The sequence below is a fragment of the Oleiphilus sp. HI0132 genome (assembly GCF_001635845.1).
On the sequence record NZ_LWGJ01000726.1, the window covers coordinates 1 to 12,554 of the forward strand.

The following is a 12,554-nucleotide window of genomic DNA, read 5'->3' on the forward strand; positions in this document are numbered from 1 at the left end:
TTTGGTTGTTAGGAGTCGCCGGAAAGAGCTCAACTAACTTCAGGTTCAAGGCTTCAATGAGCTCTGGAACAATATCAACAAAGTGAATTGTGGGTGCGGCTTGCCGATCAAGCAGGTTGATTCCCAATAAACCGTGGTCGCAGCAGCAATCCCAGATGTGCTCGTAGTTATTTAGGCACATCTCATTGAGTTTTTTTAGGCGTTTACCGAGCTTCAAAGTTTTGATTCCATTAATAATAAAAAGGGCCGCATATTTGCGACCCTTTTTTAGTACTGCTGTAGCGCTGTTCTTAGTATGAACGCTGAGCTTAGATCAACTCAATCGCCATAGCGGTTGCTTCACCACCACCAATACATAGTGCAGCAACACCTTTAGACTTGTCTTTCACTTTCAATGCGTTGATCAAGGTAACCAACAAACGTGAACCTGTTGAACCAACAGGGTGGCCTTGTGCACATGCACCACCGAAGATGTTCACCGTTTCTGGGTCAAGACCTAGGTCAATGATAGGCATCATTGCAACCATTGCGAAGGCTTCGTTGATTTCATACAAATCAACATCTTCTTTAGTCCAGCCTGTCTTAGCAAACAAGTTTTCAATTGCGCCAACAGGAGCGATTGTAAATTCACTTGGGTGCTGGGATTGCGTAGCATGACCAACGATACGAGCAACAGGCTTAAGGCCACGTGCTTCAGCTTCGCTTTCACGCATTAGAACAAGTGCTGATGCGCCATCTGAGATTGATGAAGCATTCGCTGCAGTGATGGTACCATCTTTAGCAAAAGCTGCGCGAAGACTAGGGATTTTCTCGATGTTAGCGTTGAATGGCTGCTCATCGTGCTCAACCACAGTATCGCCACGGCGAGACTTAACGGTTACTGGAACGATTTCAGCTTTTAGCAAACCTTCTTCCGTTGCAGTTTTTGCACGAGTAAGTGATTGGATCGCATAGTCATCCATCTGCTCACGTGTATAACCTTTCTTGTCTGCAACTTCTTGTGCGAAAGAACCCATTAGACGACCTGTTTCAGCATCTTCCAAACCATCTAGGAACATGTGATCCATTGCTTGGTCACCGTGACCCATGCGGAAGCCCTTACGAGCCGTTGGCAAAATATAAGGAGCGTTAGACATAGACTCCATGCCGCCAGCAATCATTACATCGTTAGTGCCTGCCTTGATCGCATCGTGTGCCATCATCGCCGCTTTCATACCTGAACCACAAAGCTTGTTGATTGTGGTAGCACCCGTTGCATCAGGTAGGCCTGCTTGACGCATTGCCTGGCGAGCTGGGCCTTGCTTAAGACCGGCTGGCAATACGTTACCCATGATCACTTCTTGTACGTCTTCAGGCTTAAGGCCCGCACGCTCGACCGCTTCTTTGATAACGATGCTGCCTAGCTCAGGCGCAGGAACAGTAGACAGGCTACCTTGAAGACCACCCATTGGTGTACGAACACCGCTTACAATTACAACAGAATCTTGCTTAGACATATTAGCCTCTTACGTTTTACTCGTGGCCGAGCCACAAAGAGTGCACCCTCGTGAGGTGCCGGAAATACAAACGAAGCCAAGGATAGTGACCTTAGCCCACCAAATCGGTCGCAGATTGTATCAAGGATCTCGTTTTTGAACCAATTTGTTTGCTGTAAGGAAAGGTAAAGGCTTGCGGTTTACCTGTAGAGGACACCAAGCAATTAGCTTACACAGAGTGCCAAGTGTTTTCGGTTTAGGTCGATAATGTGATAGTTTGAGACAAGGTATCTCCTCAGATTTAGAGTAATTAGAAAAGGTTCATCAATTAATATGGCTAACAAGCAGCTTAATGATATATCTACTCCCATAACGAATCTCGATGAACTGGCTAAATTAGCCGACTATTCACTAATGAATAACCTTCGGTGCGACCCTCAGGCGACGGCCAGTGGGGATGATTACGCGCCTCGACAAGTTTTTTCGGGACATTATGTCCCTGTAAAGCCGACGCCTATTCCTGAGCCTGACTATGTCGCTCACAGCAGGAAGTTTTTCAGCGAACTGGGTTTTGACGACAATTTGGTGGAAACGGAAGGCTTCCGTCGTTTGTTCTCTGGTGATATGTCGCATGTGCCAGAACCTATGAGACAAACAGCTTGGGCAACTGGCTATGCGCTGTCGATTTATGGCACGGAGTACATTCAACAGTGTCCGTTCCGCACAGGCAACGGTTACGGGGATGGCCGTGCAGTATCTGTCCTTGAGGCTGTCATCAATGGTCAGCGTTGGGAGATGCAGCTAAAGGGTGGTGGGCGAACGCCATATTGTCGTGGTGCGGATGGGCGAGCAGTGCTGCGCTCGAGTATTAGAGAATTTCTGGTTCAGGAGCATATGCACCAACTAGGGGTGCCAACATCTAGGTCCTTATGCCTTTATGTATCTGGCTCAGAGACCGTTGATCGCCCATGGTATTCTGAAGGTTCTTACTCCCAAGATCCGGATATTATGGTATCGAACCCGGTTGCAATTTCAACACGTGTCGCACCGTCTTTCTTACGGGTCGGGCAGCTTGAACTGTTTGCTCGTCGAGCGCGTAGCAAGGCTCATCCAAAAGCTCTCGAAGAGTTAAAGATGATCGTTTTGCATTTGATTGATCGTGAATACAAAAGTGAGATCAATGAAGACCTATCGTTCGAAGATAAATTACTGCGGTTGGCTAGCGAGTTTCGTGAGCGTTTAAGCGCGCTTGTCGCAAACTGGCTTCGCGTAGGTTATTGCCAAGGCAACTTCAATAGTGACAACTGCGCAGCGGGGGGGTATACCCTTGACTATGGTCCATTCGGGTTCTGCGAAGTGTTTGAACCGTTTTATCAGCCTTGGAGTGGTGGCGGGCATCACTTTTCGTTTTTCAATCAACATGCTGCTGCCGAGGCAAATTTTGAGAGTTTCTGCTCGGCATTGCGACCCCTCGTTGCATCGAAGCCCGATGTATTAGAAAAGCTTAATGAGATACGCTCAGGCTTCACTGCTGTGATTCAAGAGAAAATGGAATCAATGTGGGCGTCTAAGCTGGGGCTTAATAAGTTTGATGGAACGCTATTCAATCAGCTTTTAAAGCTAATGGTTCAAACCTCTGTTGACTACACCCTCTTCTTCCGCGAGCTGTCAGAGCTTCCTGAAGATGTCTCGACGCTTAAGAAAAGCTTCTATAAAGACCTGAGTGATGAAAAGGAAGAAGCATGGTCGCAGTGGTTACAGACCTGGAGAGGGCTGATAAACATTGAGGAGGGCGCCGAAGCTCTGTCGTTACAGATGAAGCGCGTCAACCCAAAATACACCTGGCGTGAATGGTTGGTCGTGCCAGCGTATCAACAGGCGATGAAAGGTGACTATACGCTCGTAAAGGAATTACAAGACGTGTTGAGCAAACCATACGATGAGCAGACATTAGAGGTGAAAAATAAATTCTACCGTTTGAAGCCCGAGGTCTTTTTCGGGGCTGGCGGTGTCTCGCACTATAGTTGCTCGTCCTAATCGAATAAGCGCAACGCGCTAAGCAATTTCAAGTACTTGTGACAATAGCCAGTGAAGACACACACTACCTGTTGCTTAGAGGTTTGCTTACTTTATTAAGGCGTATTTAGTTCTTTAAATCTGCCTTCATTTGCTTGCGAAGCACTTTGCCGTTGGCCGTTCGGGGGAACAGTTGGGTGAAGTAAATCTTTTTAGGTACTTTATATTGAGCCAAATGTTCGTTTGCAAAGGCTAATAGGCTTGTTTCATCTAGCGTGCTACTTTCATGGCGAATGACGCTCGCCACGACCAAGTTCTTATCTGGCCCGATCTCTTCTTCGAGAGCGACACAATCAGCGACGTCGGGGTGGGTTTTCAATACCCGTTCAATCTCGTGGGGTGAAATACGAAAGCCAAAGCTGTTGATGATGTCGTCACGTCGACCGAGGAACCAAACATAGCCTTCTTCGTCTCGTTTGGCGTAGTCGCCGGTGAGAAAATAGCCGCCTTTGCGTGTGGCTTGTGTGGTGTCCGGCAGTTGCCAGTATTCAATGAACAGTCCTAAGTCTTGCTCGTCGATACAAAGCATGCCTTCTTCACCGTCTTTGACTGGCTCTAAGTTCTCATCGAGTAGATGTATTTTATGCCCGGTCTGAGGGCAACCCGCAGAGCCCGGGCGAATGGGGCGAGCAGGGTGATGCGATAAATAATAAGAACATTCAGACATGCCGATAGCTTCGTAAATATCCTGATTAAAGCGGTCTTGCCATAACCCAAGCATTTCATCTGAAAGATGCTCGCCTGCACACATACAGTGGCGAAGTGTCGGTACATCTTTAGCTGAAAATTCAGTTTTCTGAATGATCTGGCGATAAATGGTTGGTACACCGATAAAGATTGTGCATTGGTGCTTGGCGATCAGCTTCGGCCAGGTTTCTGCCGTGGCATCGCCGTTATAAACAACGACGGTTTTGCCTAGCAGCATCGGGTCCATCATGGCGGTGCCGAGTACGTAGGTCCAGTTGAACTTACCCGAATGCAGAATGCGGTCAGTTTTATCGCTTTGGTAATCAAACCAATGGTAGGCCGCGGGTAAGCGACCCAGCAAAGCCCTGTGAGCATGCAATACGCCTTTTGGATAACCCGTGGTGCCAGAGGTGTAGACTAAGTAGGCCGGGTCGTTATAGCAGGTATTGACTGCGATTTCGTCATCGGATGAACTTGCTAGTAAGTTTGCAAAGCTTTGAAACTTAATCTTGCTACTTGTGCTGGCGGTCTCGGCGAGTTCGTCGATAATCAAAACATGAGCCAACTCTGACTCTTCTAGTGTATCCAGGTGTAGCTTCTCGGCCAGCGCAGCGGTGGTGATCAGCACTTTGGCACCAGAGTCCTTCGCCAGGTAATCAATCTCGTCGCCGCTAAGCAGAATAGAGCTGGGCACCGCAATACCGCCAAGCTTAACTGTGCCATAAAAGGCAATCGGGAACTCGATAACATTCGGTAGCCAAAGCATGACCCGGTCACCCTTTATCAAGCCCAATTCACTTAACAGTGCAGCACATTGGTTGGATGCCTTATCAAGTTGCTGATAAGAATAAGCTTGATGTAATTCGTTACTCTCATCGCCATGGTCAACGATGAGTGCTGTTGAATTCATATCAAAGCCGGGAATCGCCGGGCGCGTGCAGGCAAGGCCTATGTTGAAGTCTTTTGACAGGTCCAAGTCATTTAGTGTCTCAAGCTTAATAGGCTCTTGCATGTTTCGCTGTTCTCTTTGTGGAATGAGTGCTTAGTGGGAAAGGTCTAAAATAATTTTGCCGATATGGGCATTGCTTTCCATTAGGGTATGCGCCTCAACAACATCTTCGAGTGCGAAGGTTTTGGCGATCACAGGCTTAATGGTTTTGTTCTCTAGCAGCGGCCAGACTTTTTCTTTTAGCTGTTGCGCAATTGCGGCCTTAGCGTCCAAAGATTGAGGTCGTAGCGTCGAGCCGGTCAGCGTTAAACGCTTTAGCATCACGGGCAAGAAGTTTACCTTGTTGATCGGGCCTTGAAGATAAGCAATATTGATAATACGGCCTTCAATCGCGGCGAGGAAGAGGTTCTTCTGAATATACTCACCGCCAACCATATCAAGAATTACGTCGATGCCTTTGCCGTCATTGTGGTCTTTGATAGTGGGCAGGTAGTCTTGTTCGTTGTAGTTCACTGCAAGCTCTGCACCCAGCGCTTCACAGGCTTTTGCTTTCTCATCGCTGCCTGCGGTGGCATAGACTTTTGCGCCCATCGCTTTGGCTAGTTGAATCGCCGTGGTACCGATGCCGCTGGTACCGCCATGAATAAGAAAGGTCTCGCCCGCTTTCAGCTGACCGCGATCAAACACGTTTGACCACACTGTAAAGAAGGTTTCTGGCAAGGCTGCTGCTTCCACCATTGAGTAGCCTTCAGGAACGGGTAGACATTGGCTTTCTGGTACATTTACATACTCGGCATAGCCACCACCGTTGGTGAGTGCACAAATCTTATCGCCTTGTTTTAAGGTAGTAACGGCAGAACCGACTTCGACCACTTCACCGGCTACTTCCAAACCCAATATGGGTGACGCATCTTTTGGGGCCGGGTAGTTGCCTTGTCGCTGAATCACGTCAGGGCGATTAACGCCGGCTGCTGCTACCTTCACCAGTACTTCATTTTCTTGAATGCCAGGGCGTTCGCCTTCAGCAACTTGCATGACATCAGGTGCGCCGAAGTTTGGGGTGTCGATATATTTCATTTTGGCTCTCTTGTTCGTGGCGAATTCGTATGAGTAGGCAAGCAATTTAAAGGGCTACCGGGTTAGGGTCAAGTTTATCAACTGTGTTCCGTGGTGATCCCATTGACATCAAACTGACACCAAAGCGTCACATTTGCTTCACACTGAATTACTATCCTGCCTAAAAACACAGGAGTCTAGGTATGGGTTTTCAGAGCTTGTTGGTTAACAAGGCAGTAGATAGTGAGAAAACAAACGGTACACTTCAACCTGCTGTCGAGCGCATGTCTAGCAATGATGGCCTTGCCGATAAAAACGGTGGGATTCCCGAGATATTACGAGCACCGCTTAGCTCACTATCTCGTTCACGAAAAACCTTAGACTCTTTCCTGCGAGATCATCCTCACCTTAAAGGTGTTGAGTTTGTCGAGCAGATTCTTCAGCACTTTGAGTTTTCCTTTCAGACGCCTTGGAATGAGAAAGAACGAATTCCGACTGAAGGCCGCTTGGTGATTATCGCCAATCATCCTTTAGGTACTCTGGATGCAGCGGCGGTATTCAAGTTGGTAAGTGATGTAAGGTCAGACGTGCGTGTTGTGGTCGATGAAGGCGTTCATGAGTTAGATGCGCTTGCGCCGATTACTTTGGCTTGTCAGCCTTACTCCGAGAATACGGCTAAAACACGTAATGTCGCTTTGAAAGAACACCTGGAGCGAGAAGGTGTGCTGATCTTTTTCCCCAGTGAAGAATTATCCCGTATTCGCCCGAGTGGGGTGACGGATACCAAGTGGCGTCGTGACTTTCTTGATATAGCTTTAGAAATGAATGCGCCGGTGTTGCCTTTGTATATTGATGCAGCAAACTCTGCTCTGTTTTACGGTGTGTCTGCGATCTATAAGCCGCTTTCTACCATGATGCTTGTGCCTGAAATGTATAAGCAAACACGCAAGACGGTTGCGATCCGTGTCGGTAAGCTTGTCATTCATGAGACCTATGCCAAGAGTGGTTTGCCAGTTAAGACTCAGGTCAAACTGTTCAAAAAACACCTCTATAAAGTGGGTAAGGGTAAAAAGGGGATATGGCAAACCCAGTCACCGGTTGCTCACCCTGAATCACGTCAAATACTTAAGCAGCTTATTGCTTCTCAAAACCGATTGGGTGAGACCAGTGATAATAAACAGATCTTTCTCTATAAGAACGAAGGAAGCTGCGCGGTATTGAGAGAGATTGGCCGCTTAAGGGAAATTGCCTTTCGCGCAGTGGGCGAGGGAACAGGTGAGCGGCGTGATATTGACCACTATGACTCGTCCTATAGTCAATTGGTCTTATGGGATGAAAATGAGTTGGAGATTGTCGGTGCCTATCGCCTGGGCAATGCCAAAGACATTATCGAACAGCAGGGTATTCAGGGCTTATACAGCGCCAGCCTTTTTGATTATGACGAGTCAATGCTTCCTCTACTAAAGCAAGGGGCGGAACTTGGGCGAAGTTTTGTTCAGCCTAAGTATTGGGGCAAACGAAGTTTGGATTACCTTTGGTATGGCATCGGTTCTTACTTAAGCAAGAACCCTGATGTGAAATACTTATATGGTCCGGTCAGTATCTCGAACGACCTGCCTAAAGCAGCAAAAGATTTATTAGTTTACTTCTTCACTCTTTATTTTGGCAGCTTTGACGAGACGGAATCTCGGCCTAAGGCTGTATCGAAGCACCCCTATTTGCTCTCAAACGATCTGCTTGATGCCTTGAGCCAGAATTTTTCAGGTACGGATTATAAAGAAGACTTTATGATTCTTAAGAACATCTTGTCGAATATGGGCTGTAGCGTGCCGACTTTGTACAAGCAGTATAGCGACCTATGTGAACCGGGTGGCCTAAAGTTCTTGGGCTTTGGTGTTGACCCTGACTTTGGTGATTGTATCGACGGTTTAGTGATGGTCGATGTCAGTAAGATCAAGGAAAAGAAGCGTAAGCGCTATATCCCTGAAGTTATTGAACAACAGGAAGATAAATAATGCGTGCGGCCTGGCAAGCATTGAATGTGATGTGGACATTGCATGGTGAGCAGGCGTCGGGCGAGAAGTCTGCCCGTAGCGAACTGCTTTATCTTGAGGGGAGTGATATTGATAGCAGCTGCGTCAGTGTTGATGTCTATGAACCGCATATAAAACCGAAGGGATGCATTGCGTTCTTTCACGGCATGTCTCCTTTTGGAAAAGACGATTCTCGTATCGTTACACTTTGTCAGTCGCTATGTCATGTCGGCTTTAGAGTGGTTTCTCCTGATGTTCAGTCAATCAAAACTTTGAAGATTGATCCTCGGCAGATCGACTTGGTTGCAGATATATTAAGTGCGTTGGTGGATCAGTCGCACTTATGTTCTTCGGGTAGGCTGAGTGTTCTTGCGCCGTCTTTTTCCGGTGCCATATGTTTGGCTGCTGCAGCGGATGAACGTGTTAAAGACCGAATCATCTCGGTGTGTGCCATTGGTGCATTTACGGAAGTTGATTCGGTGATGAACTACTTGCTGACCGATACCGATGCAGACCCCTATGGGCGTTATATTGTACTGAAGAAAATTATCCCAATGGTGATGGAGGCGAAGGTCAATGAGAATTGCCTGGCTTTACAACAAGCCTTGGATGCAGCGATTCAGGACAATATTAATGAAACGACCCTGCTTGATATAGAAAACAAGCCGGAGCCGGGTAGTAATATTACTTTAGGGCAATGCATCGACCAATTAAGCCAGAGTGAAGCGAGTCTGGTGCATCGTGTTTTGAGCGACTCACAGTACCGGGAACTACTTTTTTCGAAAGCGAAAACGCCTCTATCAGAAGAATTAGAGGCTCTGGATATTGTCTCTCGCTTAGATGATTTGAGTGCCAAGGTTTTTCTGCTGCATGGCGCGGCAGACAATGTCATTCCCTGCGGGCAGTCAGAGCTCTTATACCGCAAACTACGCGAGATGAAAAAAGACGTTGATTTAGTGGTCACTCCTTTTATTAGCCATGGTGATACATGCTTTAGCTTAAGGCAGGTATTTGATGTCTGGCGTATCGTCAAAGGCTTTTCATTCTTTTTTGAAGACCACCATGCTTACACGAGATAGACAATCTTGAGAGAGTACGGCTTATACGGATATATTGATGAATAAAAATAAAATAAAAAAACGGCTGCCTGAGCTTTGGCAGTTAGAGCAGATTATTTCCCACACTAAGCACCCTCTGGTTGTTAATACCGAAGCGAATATTGATTTAGCCGGTCATCAGCTGCCACTGTATAGCATTGAAATGACACCTTATCGCCCGGGGCTGCCGACCGTTATTATTTCGGCGGGTGTTCATGGGATCGAGCGTATCGGTACACAAGTTTTGCTGTCGTACCTAGAGATGCTGCTGTCGCGAATGTCTTGGGATGTGGTGGTCGCCAAACAATTAGAAGCAATGAACTTAGTGTTTTTGCCGATAGTTAATCCTGGCGGGATGTATCTCAATACACGTGCTAATCCCAATGGTGTGGATTTAATGCGTAACTCTCCGATGGAAGCAGAGAGCGAGGCCCTGTTATTTGGTGGCGGACAAAGAATATCGCCACACCTGCCTTGGTATTGTGGCAAGGTCGAGGAGCAAATGGAGCTTGAGAACCAGAAGCTGGTAGAGGTGGTCGAGCGTTATTCTGATCAATCGCCCTTTACCTTAACGCTAGACTGTCATTCGGGCTTTGGCTTCCACGATTACTTGTGGTTTCCCTATGCTTATCGCAAACGGCCTATTGCGGTACTCGACAAGATTTATGCGCTGAAATTATTGCTAGATCGAACTTACTCTCACCATCATTATATCTTTGAGCCTCAGTCATTGAGTTATATCACGCATGGAGATCTGTGGGATTACATCTACAAGCGACATAAGAATTCACATGAGAGTATGATGATTCCTTTGACGCTTGAGATGGGCTCATGGAATTGGATTAAGAAGCGTCCGACTCAACTATTCTCTAGGTCTGGTTTATTCAACCCGATGGTGCCGCATCGCCTGCAACGCGTTTTACGGCGGCATATTATGCTATTCGATTTTCTTTGCTCGGCAGCCATTGGCTATAAGAGCTGGATGCCCAAGAAAAAGCAGCAGGTACAGACCTTTCAAGCAGCTAAGCAGTTTTGGTATCGCTAATGGAAAAGTGGATGCTAATAAGGGGTTTGTCTCGCCAGAAATTGCATTGGGGTGAGTTTCCTGAGCACTTAAAAACACTGTCAGGCGCAGAGGTATTGTTTGAGGACTTGCCAGGTTTTGGTGAGCGACATCATGAATCTAGCCCGGGGACGATAGAAGAAATTGCTGAGAGTCTTGCGCCGAGGATTTTTGACTCAGCCAAGCTTGTTGACGGTAAGATCAATCTTGTAGGTATTTCCATGGGCGGAATGGTGGCGCTTGCCTTGGCTCAAATGCACCCTGAAAAAGTCGCTAGCCTGATACTGATAAATTCAAGCTTTAGACCCTATGCTCGCTTTTATCAGAGACTTCAACCTAAGGCCTATGCAGGCTTCCTAAAGGCCTGGTTTAACCCCGTTATGCGCTACAGTGAGCGTGAAATTTTGCGATTGTCGAGTAACATGAGAGATAGTGATGAGTGTTTGCTAGATGAGTGGTTAGACTTCAGACGTAAGCAGCCACCTAGCCGGAGAGCGGCAATCAAGCAAATTCTGGCGGCCAGTCGCTTTCAATGCGAATCACAAAAGCCCGTCGAACATATGCTGTTTATTGCGGCTAAACAAGACAGGATTGTTAGCTACCACTGCTCTGAAAATGCCGCCCAAGCATGGGGGGCAGATTATCGTTGTCATCACTATGCCGGGCATGACTTGGCTTTGGATGCACCACAGTGGTTAGCCGAGCAGATCGTTGAGTGGCGACAGAGTCTATAAAGAGCGGGGTGAGAAGTAAGCAAACCTGAATGATCAGGCTTGCTTACTTGAATCTAGGCACAGGTTCTATTTTATGAAGAGGACGTTGGAGTCCATATAAGGTGCCTCATCAGCATAATCGTTTAAACTAATGAAGCTAATTTTTTCGCTATCCTGTTCAGTAAAGAAGAACTTGTTACTGCCCAAAGCACGGTCGTAGACAATGGATATTGTGCCGTCACCTTGAAAACTCCAGGAAAATGAAAAAGACGAGCCATCATTTTCATCTCCGTTGGTAGCGCCCGTATTGTTAGCAAAGAACTCAATAGAGCAGAAAGGGCAGTCTTCATAGTAGAATTCTTTAGTGAGATCACTTAACGAAGGTTGAATTGCTTCTACTGCACAATGCCTGATATGACTGACATCGTCTTCAGGAAGTTGGAAGCAGTATTGGCCCTGTTCGATCGCAGACTCTCTAAAGGTAAGTGTTTCATCGGCAAGGTAAACAATTACCTCGTTATTTACCACTGCCCATGTACCGCTCGTTACGCTCGCTAAACGTGAATCGTTATCATCGTTTCCGGTGAATTCAAAGGTCATGTCAGAGAAAAAACTGAAGATAACATAGGTATCATCGCCAAGGTCGTCGATAAAAGCCTTGCCACAGAGGTCTGACTCGGAAATTGTGTCGGAGCTATTATCTGGCTCGGGGCAATCAGGCAGTGTTATATTTTTACTGTCAGAGCCACAAGCAGACAAAAATAAAATTAAAGTGATTAGTGCGAATAGTTTAGACGCAGTCATAGTGTCGTTTCTCAAAATTTGATTATAAAGAGGATTTATTTATAGCTTTCGCATAAGCACGAAAGCGTGAAGAGTTTTATCGACAGAACTAAATAGCTTTCTGTTGATCAGAAAGTTCAGTTGTCAGTATTGATTTTTGGGTAATTAAAATAGAATGTTCGTCATATTCAAAATCCTTTTAAATATTTGAAGTTTAAGGGCCGCATTTTTGCGTAGTAAGAACGCGAACTATACTGTGGAAATCGTGTTCTTAGCAATGACTTTTTGGAGAACTATCGGTGTACTTATCAAGCCCAGAAGACAATGAAGTTTTGTTTGAGTCAATCGCGCAAGATTTGATTCAAACCGGCTGCTCTATCAATGAAGGGGCGATCCCTCAGGCTTTGGCTGATGCTTTGGCGCAGGAAGTAAAAGGCTTAGCTTCAGAGAAATTCAAGAAAGCCGGAATAGGGCGTGAGCAAGACTTTGTGAGGAACGAGACGGTTCGCTCTGATGAAATCGCTTGGATCTCAGAAGAGACGGAGGCGGGTAAGGCTTGGCTTGAATGGGCGTCTCAATTGCAGTCTTATATGAACAGGCGCTTATACTTAGGCTTGTTTTC

At 46.6% G+C, this 12,554-nt stretch carries 10 protein-coding genes and 1 pseudogene; 6 read left to right on the top strand and 5 right to left on the bottom strand.

What is annotated here, in order from left to right:
- The coding region (locus tag A3766_RS08600) for an SAM-dependent methyltransferase (protein WP_231882868.1) at window positions 1-217 on the bottom strand (217 nt) is incomplete at its 3' end.
- 91 nt (window positions 218-308) lie between these two features.
- A complete protein-coding gene (locus tag A3766_RS08605; protein ID WP_068507713.1) occupies window positions 309-1,496 on the bottom strand; it encodes an acetyl-CoA C-acyltransferase in 1,188 nt (395 codons plus the stop codon).
- 312 nt (window positions 1,497-1,808) lie between these two features.
- Between A3766_RS08605 and A3766_RS08610 the strand changes: the two genes are divergently transcribed.
- Window positions 1,809-3,512, top strand: coding sequence for a YdiU family protein (locus tag A3766_RS08610; protein ID WP_068507714.1), 1,704 nt, complete (start codon window positions 1,809-1,811; stop codon window positions 3,510-3,512).
- 106 nt (window positions 3,513-3,618) lie between these two features.
- On the opposite strand, the gene A3766_RS08615 is transcribed toward A3766_RS08610, so the two are convergent.
- Entirely contained in the window at window positions 3,619-5,250 is a 1,632-nt protein-coding gene (locus A3766_RS08615; RefSeq protein ID WP_068642085.1) for an acyl-CoA synthetase, read from the bottom strand.
- A gap of 30 nt (window positions 5,251-5,280) precedes the next feature.
- Window positions 5,281-6,264 carry an NAD(P)H-quinone oxidoreductase gene (locus A3766_RS08620; RefSeq protein ID WP_068507718.1) on the bottom strand — a complete coding sequence of 328 codons (984 nt, stop codon included), beginning with the start codon at window positions 6,262-6,264 and terminating at the stop codon, window positions 5,281-5,283.
- Between the two features lie 182 nt (window positions 6,265-6,446).
- Here A3766_RS08620 and A3766_RS08625 point away from each other — a divergent pair, with 182 nt between their 5' ends.
- The 4 genes from A3766_RS08625 to A3766_RS08640 are packed head-to-tail and all read left to right on the top strand — an operon-like array spanning window position 6,447 to window position 11,170.
- Complete coding sequence (locus A3766_RS08625; RefSeq protein WP_197479448.1) at window positions 6,447-8,258, top strand: lysophospholipid acyltransferase family protein; 1,812 nt, start codon at window positions 6,447-6,449, stop codon at window positions 8,256-8,258.
- A complete protein-coding gene (locus A3766_RS08630; protein ID WP_068507721.1) occupies window positions 8,258-9,355 on the top strand; it encodes an alpha/beta hydrolase in 1,098 nt (365 codons plus the stop codon). The genes A3766_RS08625 and A3766_RS08630 overlap by 1 nt, the downstream gene beginning before the upstream one ends.
- Window positions 9,356-9,392: 37 nt before the next feature.
- Window positions 9,393-10,418 (top strand): M14 family zinc carboxypeptidase, encoded by a 1,026-nt coding sequence (locus A3766_RS08635; protein ID WP_068507722.1) that lies wholly within the window; start codon window positions 9,393-9,395, stop codon window positions 10,416-10,418.
- A gap of 11 nt (window positions 10,419-10,429) precedes the next feature.
- The gene (locus A3766_RS08640; protein ID WP_197470244.1) at window positions 10,430-11,170 is read left to right on the top strand and encodes an alpha/beta fold hydrolase; all 741 of its coding nucleotides are present in this window, start codon (window positions 10,430-10,432) and stop codon (window positions 11,168-11,170) included.
- 66 nt (window positions 11,171-11,236) lie between these two features.
- Here A3766_RS08640 and A3766_RS08645 read toward each other — a convergent pair whose 3' ends face one another.
- The gene (locus tag A3766_RS08645; RefSeq protein WP_068507727.1) at window positions 11,237-11,953 is read right to left on the bottom strand and encodes a lipocalin family protein; all 717 of its coding nucleotides are present in this window, start codon (window positions 11,951-11,953) and stop codon (window positions 11,237-11,239) included.
- 278 nt (window positions 11,954-12,231) lie between these two features.
- Between A3766_RS08645 and A3766_RS08650 the strand changes: the two are divergent.
- Window positions 12,232-12,554, top strand: a pseudogene (locus tag A3766_RS08650) (2OG-Fe(II) oxygenase); the annotation flags it as partial.